The organism is Microbacterium hanjuni, from assembly GCF_043556395.1.
Taxonomy (GTDB): domain Bacteria; phylum Actinomycetota; class Actinomycetes; order Actinomycetales; family Microbacteriaceae; genus Microbacterium.
In genome coordinates this window covers 1,270,693-1,287,942 of the sequence record NZ_JBIGIK010000001.1, presented here as the reverse complement: position 1 = coordinate 1,287,942, position 17,250 = coordinate 1,270,693, and the positions used below count along the sequence as shown (strand labels likewise).

General features: G+C 70.0%; 15 protein-coding genes. 10 read left to right on the top strand and 5 right to left on the bottom strand.

All coding sequences use genetic code 11. From position 1 onward, the window contains the following. Positions 1-43: 43 nt before the first annotated feature. Genes tsaB through ACFXP5_RS06320 form a run of 4 tightly spaced genes read left to right on the top strand, consistent with a single transcriptional unit; the run spans position 44 to position 2,764 of the window. Positions 44-682, top strand: coding sequence for a tRNA (adenosine(37)-N6)-threonylcarbamoyltransferase complex dimerization subunit type 1 TsaB (gene tsaB, locus ACFXP5_RS06335; protein ID WP_394543959.1), 639 nt, complete (start codon positions 44-46; stop codon positions 680-682). Continuing rightward, positions 679-1,242 (top strand): ribosomal protein S18-alanine N-acetyltransferase, encoded by a 564-nt coding sequence (rimI, locus tag ACFXP5_RS06330; protein ID WP_394543958.1) that lies wholly within the window; start codon positions 679-681, stop codon positions 1,240-1,242. Before tsaB ends, rimI begins: the two co-directional genes overlap by 4 nt. Continuing rightward, complete coding sequence (gene tsaD, locus ACFXP5_RS06325) at positions 1,233-2,288, top strand: tRNA (adenosine(37)-N6)-threonylcarbamoyltransferase complex transferase subunit TsaD (RefSeq protein WP_394529393.1); 1,056 nt, start codon at positions 1,233-1,235, stop codon at positions 2,286-2,288. The genes rimI and tsaD overlap by 10 nt, the downstream gene beginning before the upstream one ends. Then, positions 2,285-2,764, top strand: a complete 480-nt coding sequence (locus tag ACFXP5_RS06320) for a hypothetical protein (protein ID WP_394543957.1) — start codon at positions 2,285-2,287, stop codon at positions 2,762-2,764. Before tsaD ends, ACFXP5_RS06320 begins: the two co-directional genes overlap by 4 nt. A 1-nt stretch (position 2,765) precedes the next feature. On the opposite strand, the gene ACFXP5_RS06315 is transcribed toward ACFXP5_RS06320, so the two are convergent. Next, entirely contained in the window at positions 2,766-3,959 is a 1,194-nt protein-coding gene (locus ACFXP5_RS06315; RefSeq protein WP_394529391.1) for a class I SAM-dependent methyltransferase, read from the bottom strand. A gap of 184 nt (positions 3,960-4,143) precedes the next feature. Here ACFXP5_RS06315 and ACFXP5_RS06310 point away from each other — a divergent pair, with 184 nt between their 5' ends. From ACFXP5_RS06310 to ACFXP5_RS06295, 4 genes are all read left to right on the top strand, one after another. Further along, positions 4,144-4,974, top strand: coding sequence for a hypothetical protein (locus ACFXP5_RS06310; RefSeq protein WP_394529390.1), 831 nt, complete (start codon positions 4,144-4,146; stop codon positions 4,972-4,974). Between the two features lie 108 nt (positions 4,975-5,082). Beyond that, on the top strand, positions 5,083-5,931 hold the full coding sequence (locus ACFXP5_RS06305; protein ID WP_394543956.1) for a hypothetical protein: 849 nt from the start codon (positions 5,083-5,085) through the stop codon (positions 5,929-5,931). A gap of 165 nt (positions 5,932-6,096) precedes the next feature. After that, the gene (locus ACFXP5_RS06300) at positions 6,097-7,971 is read left to right on the top strand and encodes a dynamin family protein (protein WP_394543954.1); all 1,875 of its coding nucleotides are present in this window, start codon (positions 6,097-6,099) and stop codon (positions 7,969-7,971) included. After that, on the top strand, positions 7,968-9,506 hold the full coding sequence (locus ACFXP5_RS06295; protein ID WP_394543953.1) for a dynamin family protein: 1,539 nt from the start codon (positions 7,968-7,970) through the stop codon (positions 9,504-9,506). Before ACFXP5_RS06300 ends, ACFXP5_RS06295 begins: the two co-directional genes overlap by 4 nt. Here the strand turns inward: ACFXP5_RS06295 and ACFXP5_RS06290 are convergent. The 4 genes from ACFXP5_RS06290 to ACFXP5_RS06275 all read right to left on the bottom strand — a co-directional run bounded on the left by ACFXP5_RS06290 (position 9,420) and on the right by ACFXP5_RS06275 (position 15,282). Then, complete coding sequence (locus ACFXP5_RS06290) at positions 9,420-9,977, bottom strand: hypothetical protein (RefSeq protein WP_394543951.1); 558 nt, start codon at positions 9,975-9,977, stop codon at positions 9,420-9,422. The genes ACFXP5_RS06295 and ACFXP5_RS06290 overlap by 87 nt on opposite strands. A gap of 85 nt (positions 9,978-10,062) precedes the next feature. After that, positions 10,063-10,812 carry an IniB N-terminal domain-containing protein gene (locus ACFXP5_RS06285; protein ID WP_394529385.1) on the bottom strand — a complete coding sequence of 250 codons (750 nt, stop codon included), beginning with the start codon at positions 10,810-10,812 and terminating at the stop codon, positions 10,063-10,065. Between the two features lie 156 nt (positions 10,813-10,968). Then, positions 10,969-13,476, bottom strand: a complete 2,508-nt coding sequence (locus tag ACFXP5_RS06280) for a helix-turn-helix transcriptional regulator (RefSeq protein WP_394543950.1) — start codon at positions 13,474-13,476, stop codon at positions 10,969-10,971. Positions 13,477-13,497: 21 nt separating this feature from the next. Continuing rightward, complete coding sequence (locus ACFXP5_RS06275; RefSeq protein WP_394543949.1) at positions 13,498-15,282, bottom strand: Hsp70 family protein; 1,785 nt, start codon at positions 15,280-15,282, stop codon at positions 13,498-13,500. 387 nt (positions 15,283-15,669) lie between these two features. Here ACFXP5_RS06275 and groES point away from each other — a divergent pair, with 387 nt between their 5' ends. Then, complete coding sequence (groES, locus tag ACFXP5_RS06270) at positions 15,670-15,966, top strand: co-chaperone GroES (RefSeq protein WP_394529382.1); 297 nt, start codon at positions 15,670-15,672, stop codon at positions 15,964-15,966. A gap of 178 nt (positions 15,967-16,144) precedes the next feature. Next, positions 16,145-17,098, top strand: a complete 954-nt coding sequence (gene rarD / locus ACFXP5_RS06265; protein ID WP_394544186.1) for an EamA family transporter RarD — start codon at positions 16,145-16,147, stop codon at positions 17,096-17,098. Positions 17,099-17,250 lie beyond the last annotated feature (152 nt).

Below are 17,250 nucleotides of genomic sequence, written 5' to 3'. Positions count from 1 at the left end.
GGACCACGGAATCGGATTGTCGCCGCGCGACTACCCTGGAGAGGTGTTCCTCGGCATCGATACCTCGCTCGGCACGGCGGTCGCCCTCGTCGAAGCAGACGGAGTCGTCGTCGCCGAGGCCGAGAGTACGAACCCGCTGGGCCACGCCGAGGTGATCGGCGATCTGCTCGTTCAGGTCCTCGCTCACACCACGCAGCCGGTGACCCACGTGGCGGTGGGGATGGGGCCGGGCCCCTTCACGGGGCTCCGCGTCGGGATCGCCGCGGCCCGCGCCTTCGCGCTCGGGCAGTCGCTGCCCCTCGTTCCGGTCGCCAGTCACGACGCGATCGCCCTCGACGTGCTGCTGCACGGCGCCCTCACCGACACCGAGCCCGGTCGCTTCGCGGTCGTCACCGACGCCCGCCGCCGCGAGTTCGCCGTCACGGTCTACGAAGGTATCGACGACGATGGACTCCCTGTGCGGGCGGAGGAGACCGTGCTCGTTCCCCGCGACGACCTGGATGCTGCGCTCGAGCGGTCGGGGGCTCGCCGGGTGGAGGCGGGTGCTGTGCCGGCGTCATTCATCGCGCTGGTGGCTGCCCGAGCCGTTGCCGCCGGTCGCACGGTCGGACCGGCGGAGCCGCTCTACCTCCGAGCTCCCGATGTCACCGCTCCCGGTGCGCGCAAGCGGGTGGGCACATGAGCCGCCGCCGGGCGGGCGTCGACGATCTCGCCGCCATCATGCAGGTCGAGCGGGCCTCCTTCCAGGGAGACGCCTGGTCGGATGCGATCATGCGGGCCGAGCTCGAGAGTGAGCACAACTGGTACGTCATCGACGAGGAGGCCGGGCGCGTGCTCGGCTACGCGGGCCTGCGCGCACCGGTGGGCTCGAGCGATGCCGACGTCCAGACGATCGCGCTCGACGCCTCGGCTCGAGGCCGCGGGCGCGGGCGCGCCCTGCTGCGCGCTCTGCTCGCCGAGGCCGGGAACCGCGGAATCCGCGAGGTCTTCCTCGACGTGCGCGAGGACAACGCCTCGGCCCAAGCCCTGTACGTCTCGGAGGGGTTCGTCGAGATCGGACGGCGCCCCAACTACTATCCGGACGGCAACGTCGACGCGATCGTGATGCGCCTCGACCTGCCGGGCTGGCAGAGCGCTCGGGGGAGCGCATCCGCGTCGGAGAATCGCACCGATGTCGGAGGATCCACCGCGAACGATCCGACATTGGTGCCCATCTCCGACGATGCGGGAGCATGCACATGAGCGAACCCCTCGTCCTGGGCATCGAGACCAGCTGCGATGAGACCGGCATCGGCATCGTGCGGGGTCGCGCCCTCCTCTCCAACACGATCGCGTCCAGCATGGACGAGCACGCGCGCTACGGCGGCGTCGTGCCCGAGGTCGCCGCGCGCGCCCACCTCGAAGCGCTGCAGCCGTCGATCGAGGCGGCGCTGGCGGAAGCATCCGTTCGTCTCGAAGACCTCGACGCGATCGCCGTCACGAGCGGTCCGGGCCTGGCCGGCGCTCTGATGGTGGGCATCGGGGCGGCCAAAGCGCTCGCGGTCTCCCTCGGCAAACCGCTGTACGCGGTCAATCACCTGGTCGGCCACATCGCCGCGGACATTCTGGACACCGAGGCGGGGCCGCTGGAGTACCCCACGGTCGCGCTGCTCGTGAGCGGCGGACACACGTCGTTGCTGCTCGTTCGAGATCTGACGAGCGACGTCGAACTGCTCGGCGAGACCGTCGACGACGCGGCCGGGGAGGCGTTCGACAAGGTCGCCCGGATCCTCGGTCTGCCGTATCCCGGGGGCCCGGAGATCGATCGGGCGGCAGCGACCGGGGACCCGACGGCGATCCGCTTCCCCCGCGGCCTGTCCCGGGCTTCCGACCGCGCCGAACACCGCTTCGACTTCTCGTTCTCGGGATTGAAGACCGCCGTCGCCCGCTGGATCGAGCAGCGCGAAGAGGCCGGCGAACCCGTGCCGGTCGCCGACGTCGCCGCCTCCTTCCGCGAAGCGGTGGTGGACGTGCTCGTCACGAAGGCACTCGACGCGTGCGCCCACTACGGGGTACCCCGCTTGCTGCTCGGTGGCGGAGTCGTGGCCAACCGTCGACTGCGCGAGGTGGCTCTCGAGCGGGCGGCAGCGGCCGGGGTGACGGTGCGGATCCCCCCGCTGCAGCTGTGCACCGACAACGGTGCGATGATCGCCGCCTTGACGGCCGAGCTCATCTCGGCCGGCCGCGAGCCTTCGTCGCTGGGGTTCGGCGCCGACTCGACGCTCCCGGTGACGGAGATCCAGGCATGAGCGAGTCCGGGCGTCTCCCTGACCCCGCGGCACCTCTTCCCGACCTGCCGGGTCCGCCTCCACCGCTGCCCGACCTTGCCGCCGTCGAGGCGTCGATCGATCCGGTGCCGGTGACGACGGCGATCCCGCCGGGCGCACCGCTCGTGCCCGAGGCCGCGACGCCGAGCGCGATCCCGACGACTGCTCCGGCCGAGAGCGAGATGGTGGGGTGGCAGCCGATCCGGCCGCGCAGGACCCGGCCGGTGCTCGCGCGGTGGGCACTGGGTCTGGCCATCGCGGCGCTTCTGGCGTCGCTGCTCGTGGGATGGATGCTGCCGCTGGGGCTCGTTGCCATCGTGCTGGGCGTCGTCAGCGCCCGCCGACCCGGCGAGAATCGTGCCTTCGCCGTGTGGGCGATCGTGCTGGGTGCGGCGTCCGCGCTCTACAGCGCCGGCTGGCTGCTGTGGGCGGCCTGGCAGCTCGGCGTCGTGGGCTGACTCATTCCACGCGGTCGGCGAGCAGCGCCAAGCGCTTCGATCCGACGCGGGTGAGCAGCAGGGTCGCCGATTCCTTGCCCTGGAGTTTGAGCTTGCCGCGCATCGATGCGGGGTCGACGTCGACGCCGCGCTTCTTGATCTCGAGGCGGCCGATGCCGCGTGCCCGCAGCACCCTCGACAGCGCCCGCGGGTCGAACGGCACCTCCTCGCGCACGCGGAACGACGACACGAACGGCGAGGTGATCGCCGCGTCCGAGGTGAGGTAGGCGATCCCCGGTGCGAGCATCCCGGCGTCGAGGGCCCGCGCGACGTCGCCGATGAGGCGCGCGCGGATGACGGCGCCCTCGGGCTCGTGCACGAAGGCGCCGAGTTCGCGGACCGGTGCATCCTCGCTGTCGGCGGGACTCGTCAGCTCCCACGCGGCGTCGCCGCGCACGACGAGCGCCGCCCGGCGCACCCCCTCGCGGGCGAGGGCTCCCGACCACAGCACCAACTCGATGGTCGACCCGTCGGCGCTCACCCACTGCGCCTCGACATCGTCGGGTACATGGTCGCGATCGAATCCGGGCCCGAGCTTCATCCCGCCCGGCAACCGCCGGAGGGTGTCGAAGGCCCAGTCGAGAGGCGGTGAGTAATCGGCGGCCGACACGCGGGTCGTCTCGGCGTGCCCCGCGGTGCGTCGAGCCGGGTCCAACCACACCGCATCGACGCCCGTGAGGTCCTGCGTCTCCGCGGTGCCGTGACGCACGCTCACGCTGTCACCGAAGGGCGCGAGGTTGTAGGCGGCGACCGCGGCGGTCACCTCGTCGGCCTCGACGGCCTCGACCCGCAGGCCGATGCCGGCGAGTCCCATCGCGTCGCCGCCGATGCCGCAGCCGAGGTCGGCCACGGTGTTCATCCCCGCCGCGCGGAACCGGCCGGCGTGGCGTGCGGCGATGGAAAGCCGGGTCGACTGCTCCAGACCGGCGGGGGTGAACAGCATCCGCTCGGCGAAGTCGCCGAACTTCGCAATCGCCCGTGCGCGCAGGCGCGCCTGGCCGACGACGGCCGACACCAGCTCCGGAGGGTTGCCCGCCGCCCGCAGCCGTGACACCACGCGCGTGACGTCGTCGGCGGAGAGGGGCTGGGCGGAGGTCTCATCGAGCAACCGCAGCCCCTCGGGGGTCAGCAAGGCGGTCAGCTCGGCGATATCCACCTCCCCACCCTAGGTGGGGCGGGTCCGCTCCCCCCCGGAGAGGCCCCTAGTGGCGGACGGAAAACCCCGCATGGGGTTGCGGAATGCGCGGAGGCTCCCCCGATGCGGTGGTCGCAGCCCCGCTCGTACTGTGACGTCTACAACACACGTCGGGGTGCATGGCCCCGGGAATGGTACAGGGATCATGGCCTTCAACGACAACACCTACGACGCGTCGATCGACACCGTGGTGCGCGACTCGTTCAACGACGACAACACGAACACCCTCTCGGCGAACGTCACACTGACGGACTCGTTCACCACGGACAACTCCGAGGACCACAGCGGTGACAGCACGCTCAACCTCACCGACTCCTTCCACGAGGACTCCTACAACACCGACAACGAGTGGAACGACTCCGCCAACGAGAACTCGTACAACCACGCGGTCGATGCTTCGGACAACTCGACGCACTCCTACGTCGACGCATCGGTCAACGACTTCTCCACGAACGCCGGCGTTCGCAGCTACGACACCGGTTTCGGCTCGGTCAGCCTCGCCGGTGGCGCGGGGGGCGGAGGCGACGTCATGATCTCGGGACACTCGACGATCGTCGATCAGTCCGTGAACGCCAACATCGCCGCCGACGGCCCGGTGTGGCAGTACTCGGGCAGCGAGTCGGTCGTCGCATCCGGCACCGATTCCCTCGCCGCGGGTGACGACATCGACATCTCCACGACGATCGACGAGTCGACGAACATGTACGCCGGCGGAGACGTCAACGTGGGCAACGACACGACGATCACCACCGTCGTCGACTCGTACAACACCCACAACGAGACGTCGACGTGGACCGACAACTCGACCGACGTCGAGATCGACGACTCGTTCAACGACTACTCCGAGACCTACACGGCGACGGAATCGTTCAACTCCGACACGTCTCTGTTCGCCGACACCGACGTGGACCTCGACGTCGACGCGATCATCGACAGCAACGCCGCCGCCATCACCGGGGACGTCGACCTCTTCTGAGCCGGTTGCCCGGTCGCCGAATCGACGAGACTCCGACGGCCGGGCGACCCCCACCCCCCGACGAGCGTGGCCTGGCCGCGACGCTCTGATAAAGAAAGTGAGCACCCCATGGTTCTCGACGACAACGAGTTCGACGCCTCGGTGGATACCCGACTGCGCGACTCCTTCAACACCACGAACACCACCAGCACGACGCTCACCGCGAACCTCGACGGTGTCGGCAACGTCGACAACAGCACCGACCACAGCGGCGCGACCGACGTGGGCGTGACCGGTTCGTTCCAGGACGGCTCCTACAACACCGAGAACGAGTGGAACGATTCGGGCAACACCGGGTCGTACAACGAGTCGTGGGACCTGTCAGACAACTCCACCCACAGCTACACCGACGCCTCTGAGAACGACGGCTCGGTGAACGCCGGTGTGCGTACCTACAGCACCGGGTTCGGCGACGTCACCCTGGGTGCCGGCGGCGGCGCGGGCGGGGCAGGAGACGTCTGGGTCAACGCGAACTCGACAATCGTCGACCAGTCGGTCAACGCGAACATCGCCTCCGGTTCGGGGGTGCACACCTGGTCGGGCAACGAATCGGTCGTGGCATCCGGCGACGGCGCGATCGCCGCCGGCGGCGACATCGACATCTCGCGCTCGCTCGACGCCTCCACCGACATCCGGGCGTTCGGCGATGTCAACCTCGGCAACGAGACCACCGTCACGACGGTGGCCGGATCGTTCAACGTCGAGAACGAGACCTCGACCGAGACCGACAACTCGGTCGAGTGGGACATCGAGGAATCCGGTAACGACTACTCCGAGTCGTACACGGCGAACAACTCGTTCAACGACGAGTTCACCGCCATCGAGACGAACGACTGGGACATCGACGCTGACGTCATCTGGGGGAGCGAGGAGGCCGTCGTCGCCGAAGACGTCGACGTGGACCTCCCGCCGCTGTGACGTCAGCGCAATTGTGAGCGACTCGATCGTTCACCCATCCGATGACCCCGGGGCGGAAGGCACCCCGCCCCGGGGTCATCGTTTCCTGCTGTCCGCGATACCCGGCCCGCGTGCGCGGGCCACCGTTTCGTCCCGCACTCGGGGGCGCCGTTGTTTGGAGATCTCGTGACCCGACCCGCCCGCCTCGTCCCGGAGTCTCCTGCTCCGCCCGCCACCGTCGCCGGGGAGGGGGCCCAGGACCTCGTCGACCTGGTCGAGGCGACCCGGGTGCTCACCGAAGCATCCGGACGTACCGATCTGGCGACGAAGCTGACGCACGCCCGCGCGCGGCTGCTGGATCCGCACGTGCGGGTGCTCGTGGTGGGTCAGTTCAAGCAGGGCAAGAGCAAGCTGGTCAACGCCCTGGTCAACGCGCCGGCGTGCGCGGTCGACGACGACGTCGCCACCAGCGTCCCCACCTCCGTGGGGTACGCCGCGGATGCATCGGCGGCCGTCTTCGTTCGCCAGGACGGTGCATCCCCCGATGTCCCGCTCGAACGCCGGCCCGTTCCGCTCGATCAGCTGACCGAGGTCGTCTCGGGTCACATCGACGGTGACATCGTCGGGGCGGAGGTACTGCTGCCCCGCGAGATCTTGAAGGGGGGCCTGCGCATCGTGGACTCGCCCGGAGTGGGCGGCGTCGAATCGACGCGCTCGCTGTCGACGCTGGCCGCGCTGTCCACCGCGCACGCGGTGCTGCTGGTGTCCGACGCCTCCCAGGAGTACACCGAGCCCGAGGTGCAGTTCCTCCGCCACGCTTTGAGGGTGTCTCCGAACGTCGCCGCCGTGCTGTCGAAGACCGACATCTATCCCTCGTGGCGGGAGATCGAGCAGACCGACCGCTCCCATCTCGGCGAGGTGGGGGAGATCCCGATCTTCGCCGTGTCGAGCGATCTCCGCCTCATCGCGGCCGAGCAGCAGGACCGAGAGCTCAACGAAGAGTCCGGTTTCCCCGCGCTGGTGTCGCACCTGCGCCGGGATGTGCTCGGCCGGGCCGAGGCCCTGCACCAGCGAGCGGTCGCCCACGACGTCGCCTCCGTCGTGGATCAGCTCGCGATGGCGGTGACCTCCGAACTGAAAGCGCTGCAGCACCCCGAGAGCACCCCGCGCATGATCGCCCAGCTGGAGGAGGCGAAGAGCCGCGCCGACGACTTCCGCAGCAGGTCCTCTCGCTGGCAGGTCACGCTGAGCGACGGTATCTCCGACCTGATCGCCGACACCGAGCACGACCTCCGCGATCGGCTGCGCAAGGTGCAGCGCGACGCCGAGGCGTCCATCGAAGAAGGCGACCCGGGTCCGATCTGGGATCAGATCGCCCAATGGCTCGACGAACGCGTGGCTGCGGCGGTGTCGGAGACCTTCGTCTGGACCGACGAGCGCTCGCAGTGGCTCGCCGAACGAGTGGCGGAGGAGTTCATGGTCGGAGAATCCGCCCTCCCGCTGCTGGCCGCCACCGATACCGAGGGACTCCTCGACCCCGTGGAGGAGCTGCAGTTCCTCGAGGAGGGCAGGATGAACGCGGCCGAGAAGATCTACATCGGTGTCCGCGGGTCGTACGGCGGCGTACTGATGGTGGGCCTCGCCACGAGCCTCGTCGGCCTGGCCCTGATCAATCCGCTCTCGCTCATCGCCGGCGTGCTCGTCGGTCGCCGCGCCTACCGGGAAGACATGTCCTCCCGCTTGTCCCGCCGTCAGGCCGAGGCGAAGAACCTGGTGCGCCGGCACATCGAGGACATCGTGTTCCAGGTGGGCAAGCAGCTGAAAGACCGACTGCGCCTCGTGCAGCGCTCCACGCGCGACCACTTCTCCACCATCGCCGAAGAACTGCACCGTTCCCTGGCGGAGGCGGTCATGGCCGCGAAGCAGGCGGCCGCTACCTACACCGCCGATCGGGACGGTCGGATCCAACAGCTCCAGGCCCATCATCGACGGATCGAGGCCCTGCGCTCCCGAGTGCCGGCGCTCGAGTCGGCCACCGTGTCCGAGCCGGTGCGCTCGTGACCGGCACGAGCATCACCGACGTCGCGGACTTCGTCGACGAGGTGCGCGATCTCTACCAGGACGACCCGGAGTTGTCCGTCACCCTCGACGAGTACCGGGCACGCCTCCGTGAACCGCTGCGTCTGGCGATCGCGGGAATCGTGAAGGCGGGCAAGTCCACCCTCCTCAATGCGCTCATCGGGGAGCAGATCGCCCCCACCGACGCGGGGGAGTGCACCCGCACCATCACGTGGTACCGCTATGCGCCGACTCCCAGCATCACCGTCCACCTGCGTGACGGGGGTGTCGAGCGCCGTCCAGTGCGGCGCGTCGAGGGGCGGCTCGTCCTGGATCTCGGGGGACGTACCGCGGAAGAAGTGGCGTGGATCGATGTCGGCTGGCCGTCGGAGAACCTTCGCGGTCTCGTGCTCATCGACACCCCCGGGATCGCCTCGCTCACGGCCGCCAACTCTCAGCGTTCGACGTCTTTCCTTCTGCCCCAGGACGCGCCCTCGGCCGCGGACGCCATCGTCTACCTGCTGCGACACGTGCACGCGGCCGATGTGCGCTTCCTCGAGGCCTTCCGCGACACGGCGGCCGGTGTCGGTCAGACCGTCAACGCCGTGGCGGTGCTCTCACGCGCCGACGAGGTCGGCTCGGGTCGCATCGATTCGCTGCTGTCCGCCGCCAAGATCGCCGACCGTTACCGACGCGACCGAGAGCTGCGCTCGCTCGCGCTCGATGTCATCCCGGTGGCGGGTCTTCTCGCCGAGGGCGGCCGCACCCTGCGCGAGAGCGAGTTCATCGTCTTCCGCAACCTCGCCGGGCTCGACCGCGAGGCCCGGGAGCGGCTGCTCGTCTCCGTCGATCGGTTCACCCGTCCGACGGACGACACCTCCGTGAGCGTCGACGCGAGACGCGCACTCTTGGCACGTTTCGGTCTCTTCGGCGTGCGCCTGGGTGCCGCCCTCGTCCGGGGAGGCGCGCGCACCTCATCGGAGCTGGCGGAGCGTCTCGTGCAGCAGAGCGGGCTGATCGAGCTGCAGCGCTTCGTCGCCCAGCAGTTCCGCTCCCGCGCTTTCGCGCTCAAGGCCCGGGGCATCCTCCAGGGCATCGACGACGTGCTCCGAGAGAACCCCCGCCCGGGGGGTGACGCTCTCCTGGGCGTGCTCGAACGCCTCACCTCGCGCAGTCACGATCTGCGGGAGCTCTCGCTGCTGGCAGAGCTGCGCACCGACCCGCCCCGGCTCGACGAGTCCGAGATCGAGGAGGCTGAGCGCATCGTCGGCGGCGCCGGTACCTCCGTGGTCGAACGGTTGGGCCTCGCAGAGGGAACGGGCCGTGCCGAGTGCGCCGAGCGGGCCGATCAGCTTCTCGCGCGGTGGCGCAGCCTGAGCGAATCGCCTCTTACCGACCGGCACACCGCCTCGTTCTGCCGCATGGTGGTGCGCAGCGTCGAGGGGATCGTGTCACAGCTCCCCGGACGATCCACCGGCGACATTGCCACTGCGCCGGACGTCCTGCTGGCGGGCAGTCCATCGGAGCGCGCCGGGTAGGACGCAGAACAGCTGGCCGAGGAGGGCGAGGCCGAGCTGCAGGAGCAGCAACCGTTCGAGAGGCACGCCCCGCTCGCCCAGCGCAACGAGCTGACGAATGGCCAGGAACACTGCGCCCTGCAGGATGAGGGATGCGAGCAGCCACCACCGCACTCCCAGTCGCCGATTGGCGAACGAGACGAGCAGCGTCACCTGTACCAGGAGCAGAGCCACCAGCGCGCCGAAAGCCGACCAGTAGATGATGTCGGAGGCCGTCGTGTACGTCTCCTCCGCGCGCGTGCCGTCCACACCCCGGATCAGCGCGGCGATGTCGGGCTGGAGGGGCTGGCGGATCACGAAGAGGTAGACCACGCCCACCGCGCCGACCAGCAGCGACAGCACCCAGCTCAGCTGACTCAGCCGCACCGAGAAGGGTGGCGGGAGCTTCACCACGACCGGAGCGCCCGGCTTATCGACCAGGGAAGGACGCACAGGGGCCGTGCGCCCTTCCCCGTTCGACGTCGGTGCGTCGCGATGACGCTCGACGGCGGCCGCGTCAGGAGCGCGGCCCCCGCTCTCAGAAGGTGTCACCGTCGGTGGTGTCATCGACGATCGCCGCGTCCTCGGAACCGAAGACGGCGTCGCTGTCGCTGCTCACCGTGGTGTCGGTGTAGACGGCGTCGGAGCTGTTGAAGGAGTCCGTGCTCGCCACGGTCGTGGAGTCGTCGTTCAGCGATTCGTCGACCACGACTTCGGTGGACGAATCGGTGGTGGTCGACGTGTCCGTGTCCTCGTTCATCGAGTCGTCGATGACGGTGACGTCGGTGTCGTTGCCGAGGTTCACGTCGTCGCCGGCGCCGATGTTCGTGGAGTTGTCCTCCGTCTGCTCGACCGAGGCGTCGTCGCCCGCGGCCATCGAGTCGTCGCCGGAGGCGACCACCGAGTCTTGGTCGAACACCTGGGTGACATCGCCGTCCGCCCAGATGTTCTGGTTGACCGACTGGTCCACGATGGTGTCGCGGTCATCCACCCACTGAAAGTTCGAGGTGATGTTGTTGACCTCGCGAACGACCGGGTCGACGTCGGGATCGGGCTGAACGGACTGCCGCGCGGTGGAGGGGAGCACGGCCGCGGGCGAAACGGCGGCTCGCTCCGCGATCACCGGCGCCACGGCGCACACGTCTGCGGCGCTCACGTTGTTCAGCCCCCGAGCGGCCATCGCGCCTTGGGGATCTTCTTCGAACTCGGCTGCCGCGGTCGGATCCCGCAGCAGGCTGAGAATGAATTCGATCAGTGCATCTGCCATCGTCGCCAGCGTCACACTCATGGGGTGCTCCTCACACGTCTTCGTTGATATCGAACGTAAAGCTTCGGCGGGCGCACCGCGTCGGTGGTAGCCCCGCATCCCCGCGGACCCCACTAGGGGGTAACGGGGCGGCCGCGGGGGAGTACGCGCCGCGGCCGGTCGCAGCCGGTGCGGACATCAGCCGCGGTCCTCGGCGCGGGCGCTCATCACGGTGCGCAGTTTCGCGATCAGGTCCGAACGCGAGGTGGCGCCCAGCCGCCGGCGGATGCGCGCGATGTGGTGTTCGGCCGTGCGCGGTGAGATGAAGATCGACTCGCCGATCTCGGCGTAGGTCTTGCCCTCGAGCACGAGCACGGCCACTTCGCGCTCCCGCGCGCTGAGCACCTCCGCGGCGCTGGGGGAGGCCGTTGCCTCCTCGGCCGACGACGTCTCGCCCTCGCTGAACAGCGCCTTCTCGCGCGGGTGCAGCTGACGCGCGCAGGCGAGCAGGCGCCCGATCTCGCGGCGGTCGGTCGAACGTCCGGCCGCGTAACTGGCCAGTCGCGCTCCGTCCCAGGCGAGACCCACCTCGGCCAGCCCGAGGGCGGCCGCTTCGATGGCATCCACGTCGACGGCGCCGCCGAGCACGTCGGTCCACACCCGCCCGGCCTGCGCCATGCGCGCTGCCGGTCGGGAATGAGCGGATGCTGCGACCAGCGCGCGCGCGTGGGGCACGAGGCCGTCGGGTTCGTTGCGCAGGATGCTGGCGTGCAGCCCCGCCCAGTGCAGGTGGGCCGACCACAGCGGCGGATCCCCGAGGCGTGAGACGGCGGCGAAAGCGCTGTCGAGGTGGGGGCGGATGCGATCGAAGTCACCCAGGCGGGCCGCGGTCAGGGTGAATTCCGTCAGCGGGTGCAGGGTGTACAGGTCGAATTGGGCGCGCAGGATGCTGGCTCGCGCGTTCTCCCACGCCTGGGCGAGCGCCGCCGAATCGCCGTACCGGCGGGCGAGGGCGACCTCGACCGCGTCGGCGAGCAGCCGATCACGGGGGCTCAGCGGCCCTCCGGCGAGAGCGAGGCCCAGCGAGTGCTTCGCCTCCACCGGGCGCTCGCGTTGCACCAGCACCCACGCCTGCCAGAGGCGCAGGCGCGCGCGAGCCCAGCCGCCCGCCTGCTCCGAGTCCAGCGCGTGGTCGAGCACGCTCTGCGCTGCGATCGGGTCGCCCATATTGAGTGCGGTGGCGGCGGCGAGGATCGCGGGCAGCTCGCAGATGGGTCCGACGCTCGCCGCGGCGGAGTACATCTCCGATGCCCGGACGAGGGATCCGAGCGTGTCGACGGCGGCGGCCGTCACGCTCGAGCGGACGCCCCGGGTCAGCAGGTCCAGCGAGACGGAGAGGGTGGCGGGCTGCGTCCGCCCGGGCGTGACCTTGCCGAGCCGATCGAGGGCCTCGACGTCGGCGGCGCCGACCGCAGCGATCGTGGCGTGGGCCATCTCCTCCGCGGTGTCGATGTCGCGGCCGGCGAAGGTCGCGTCGCTGAGAGACAGATCGCCGCGCGCAGCCCAGACGGCAGCGCCGGTGATCGCGGCGCTCGCGCTGGGCGGGGTGTCTCTCCCGGCCAGTTCATCGATGAGGGAACCGGCGGCGTCGATCTCCCCCATCGCCCACGCCGCACGCGCCCGCCGCTCGATGACGATCGCACCCTCGGCGCCGGCATCCGTAGCCCCCCGGTAGAGCTCCGCGGCCCGCCGCGGGTCGCGAGCCAGCACGTCATCGCCCAGTGCGAGCAAAGCCTGCACGATGCGCGGATCACGGACGCTCCCGACAAGCTCGGTCGGCGGAAGGCTCGCGGACGTGTCGTACGACGCGGCGTACTCCTCGATGAGGCGCTCGACCGGTACGGTCGCGCGCACGGCCTGGGCGACGACCGGTGCGGGCAGGCCGTTGCGTTGCAGCAGCCCGGCGGCGTACCCGGCCAAGGCGGTCTGCTCGGTGAGCGGCGACGGGTTGCCCACGCTCTGGGCCAGGCACGCCGCGACGACGGCGGCGCGGGTGGCGGCGTCGAGGCCGTCGAGGCGGTGCGCGATGAGGTCGCGGAGACTCTCGCTGACACTGGAGTGGGGCCCGCCCGGGCAGGTCAGGTCATCGTGGACCATGATCGCCTCGGACACCAGCCAGCTGAAGCGGGAAGTGAGTTCGAGGATGTCGTCGAGGCAGCGCCGTTCCATGAGCCGCCCGGTCTCGGCCAGGTGGGCGGAGACCTCCGTGGCGCTGACGTGTCCGAGCACGATCGGCGGGTGCGACCGCTCGAGTTCGGCGGCGACCTTCACGAGCATGTCGGGCAAGGGCCACGATCGGGTGGCGACGATGAGCGACGCGGCCGGGTCGGCCACGCGGTTCGCGATCGCCTCGAGGGTTTCGGCATCGGCGAGGTGGGCGTCGTCCACGACCATCACGTGATCGTCCGGAACGTCGGCGACATCGGCGGCGGAGGCCGCTGACCAGACGGCGAGGCCGCGTTCCGCGAGGAGGGAGGTCAGTTCACGCAGCAGCCGGGTCTTGCCGGAACCGGCGGTACCGACGACGAGCAGGCGTATGCCCACACCTTCGGTTCCGAGGGTGTTGACGTGCGTGCGAGCTGAACGGGGCAGGAGTGTGGGCGCCGGGGCAGCAAAGGCCGAGGCAGCCGACGTACGAGTCGACATGGTTGCGTATCCGTCGCCGGGTCAGGCGGTCGTGGACGGGTCGACGGTCTCGGAAGGCGCGGGATCCGCTGGAGGCGCCTCCGACGGTGCCGGGTCCGACGGTGGATCCGCTGCCGGAGTCTCGGTGGGCGTCGGATCGGCCGGCGGATCCGTCGGTGTCGGCTCGGGGGCCGGGTCGGACGGGACGGGTTCGGGGGTCGGGCTCGGATTCTCCTCGGCCGGTGTGGTCGGCTCCGGCTCCGGGTCGACGGTCGGCTGAGGCGCCGGCGTCTGCGGCGCGTCATCCCGCGTGTCGGCGGTCGACGGGTTCGACGGCGACTCACCCGAGGGCTTCGTGGGGCTGTCGTTGCGCGGGGCCGGGGCGGGCGGTGTGTCGCCAGTGGCCTGCTGCGGGGCGGGGGAGGTGGGCGTCGGCACGACGCCGCGAGCCTTCGCCTTGGCGCCCCCGAAGTCGGAGCGCGGCGATTGCGGCCCGCTCTCGGGCACCACCGGCTTCTCCGCCTCGACCTCCGCCTCCGACTCGGTGGGGAACGACACGAGCTGGGCGGGTTCGTTCAGCTGCACCTCCGAACCGAGGGCTCGGGCGTCGTCGAGGAAGAGGGCGGCGGGCGCCGACACCTCGGGACTGTGCGTGCCGAGGGCGGATGCGCTCGTGACGACGATGCCCGCCGCCACGACCAGGGAGCCCGCGACCACCATCACCGAGGAGGGCGTCCGCCGGAACCACGGCCGCCGGCTCGCGGCGACGGGGGCGGCGGTGGCGACCAGCTCGGCGAGCGGGTCGGCGTCAGCATCGGCATCGACCACGGCTGCGGCGAGAACGCGCGCGTTCGCAGCATCCGCCGCCACTCGCGCTGCACCCAGCGCGATGATCGCCTTCGGGTCGGCGTCGATCGCGATCGGGCGCTCGAAGGTCTCGGACAGCAACTGCGCGATGCGCGGGATGCGCGATGAGCCGCCGGTGAGGAGGATCGCGTCGACACCGTCGGCGTCGATCTGCGCGCGATCGAGCGCGCGGGCGAAGCACTCGACGGTGCGCGCCAGATCGGGCTCGATCATGTCTTCGAACTCGACGCGCGTGAGACGGATGGTCTCCTGCGTGCCCCCGGCGAGCACCGGGATGACCGCTTCCGAGTCGAAGGAGAGCGATTCCTTCGCTTCGACGCATTCGCGACGGAGGGCGTTCACCGACAGTCGACCGCCCGGCGCGTCGAGGAGCGCGGCCACGGCGGGTCCGCCGGCGCGCAGCACGTGGCGGATCACGACGTCGTCGAAGTCGGCGCCGCCCAGATCGGGCAGACCGACCGGCTCGCCGACGACGCGCACCGTGCCGTCTGCGGCTTTGCGCAGCACCACGGCGTCGAAGGTGCCACCGCCGAGGTCGTACACCGCGAGGGCGTGCCCTTCGGCGAGCGGATTGGTCGATTCGTAGTGGCGGGCGGCAGCCTCGGGCTCGGTGATGAGCTCGGCCTCGCCCCAGCCCCGCTGAGCGAGAGCATCGGCGACGAGGGTGCGGCGATGCTGTCCCCAGCTCACCGGCACGGTGATCGCGATCCCCGCGGGGTGGCCGCCCTCCCGCTCGTTCGCGACGCCGATGACCCAGGCGACCGTGGCCGCGTAGAGGTCTTCCGCCGCGAGACGCCGGTCGCCGGCCACGATCGGCACGTCGTCGCCGACGCGACGTTTGAACTCCCGCACCAATCGGTCGGGCCGAGAGGCCCCGCGCCGCTCGGCGGCGTCGCCGAAGAGGAGTTCCCCCTCGTCGACGTACACCGCCGTCGGCGCGATGTCGGATGATCGCCCCAACGGCAGCACCGTCGAAACGAAGCTGCCGTCAGAACTACGTCTGGCGACAGCTGCTGCGGTACGACTGGTCCCCAGGTCGACCGCAAGAAAATATGGAGCCGGCATTACTATTTCCCCCTTTGAGGGATGCACGAACGTGCTTCCCCAGCACCGCGTGCACACCCCTGTGCACGCCGTGTTCCCCGTCGCTTCGCGGCCCCTGCTAGGCGACTGTTTGGCGAAAGTATGGCACAGGATTCCGCCGAGCGGAATGGGTTCCCAGCGCCTTGCGGGTTGGCACTCGCGTTGCATGAGTGCCAGCAGTTCCCTAGACTTGCGTTAGCACTCTCCCCGTGTGGGTGCTAACAAGTCTTCTGTACCGAAGCGTGAAGAAAGAAGAGGTAGACCGTGTCGGTTTCCATCAAGCCGCTCGAGGACCGCATCGTCATCCAGCAGGTCGAGGCAGAGCAGACCACCTCCAGTGGGCTCGTCATCCCCGACACCGCCAAGGAGAAGCCCCAGGAGGGCGAGGTCGTGGCCGTCGGCCCCGGTCGCATCGACGACAACGGCAACCGCGTTCCGATCGACGTTGCCGTCGGCGACCGCGTCATCTACAGCAAGTACGGCGGCACCGAAGTGAAGTTCGGCGCCGACGAGTACCTCGTGCTCTCGGCTCGCGACGTCCTGGCGGTCGTTGTTCGCTGATCGCAGTTCTGTCGAAGGGCCCGGATGCTTCCCAGCATCCGGGCCCTTTCTCTGTTCCCTGCGACTGTCGGACCGGTCGGACGGATGGCAGGAATCCGCTCGATCTCGGCAGCTGCGCCCGCCGGCTGCGCGGCTCGGCCGGGAGTGCCCGACGTAGGCTGGGGAGGTGACAGACCGGATGACCCAGCCCGCACCCGGTTCCGAGGCCGCAGCCTCTCGCGAGACCGCTCTGGGCGGGATCTACGCCTTCGTCGCGTACCTCATGTGGGGCTTCCTGCCGCTGTATTTCCTTCTCCTGGTGCCCACCGGCGCGTGGGAGGTCGTGGGGTGGCGGATCGCGCTGTCGCTCGTCTTCTGCATCGTTCTCCTCGCCGTCATCCGCGGGTGGTCCGCCCTCTGGGCGATCGTGCGCCAGCCCCGGCTGCTCGCCCTGACCGCCCTCGCGGGCGCATTGATCTACGTCAACTGGCAGGTCTTCCTGATCGGCGCCCTCAGCGGACACGTCATCGAGACGAGCCTCGGCTACTTCATCAACCCGATCGTCACCGTGCTGCTCGGCGTCCTCGTGCTGCGCGAACGCCTCCGCATCACGCAGTGGGTGGCGATCGGCATCGCCGTGATCGCTGTCGTCGTCATCGTCGTCGGCTACGGCACCTTCCCCTGGATCGCGCTGACGCTCGCCGCCTCCTTCGGGCTGTACGGGCTTGTGAAGAAGCAGATCGGTCCGGCGGTGGATGCTGTCAGCGGGCTCACCCTCGAGTCGTTCTGGTTGCTCCCGGTCGCGCTCGTGCAGCTCGGGATCGTCGCGGCGACCGGTGGCCTCACGCTCTTCACCGCCGGCCCCGGCCACGCCGTGCTGCTCCTCCTGGCAGGCGCGGTCACCGCGACGCCGCTGCTGTTCTTCGCAGCGGGCGCGCGCCGCGCGCCGCTCATCCTCGTCGGGCTGCTGCAATTCGTGGCGCCGATCCTGCAGTTCATCACGGGCGCCTTCCTGCTCGGCGAGCCGATGCCGCCCGAGCGGTGGGTCGGCTTCGCCCTCGTGTGGGTGGCGCTGATCCTCCTGACTGCCGACTCCATCGTGGCCGCGCGTCGTGGCCGTTCCGCCGTCCCGGATGTCGCCGACCTGACCTGATCCGAGGTCGTCGCGGAGCGGGCGCAGCCGACTCCGCGCGGGGAGACGGCAGCATCCGCCGTTCATAACGATTCGGTCGCGTTACACAGCGTTAACGAACGGCAACACTGCGGAGACGAGCGGCCCAATAGGTTTAGGGCACTGGGCAGGCT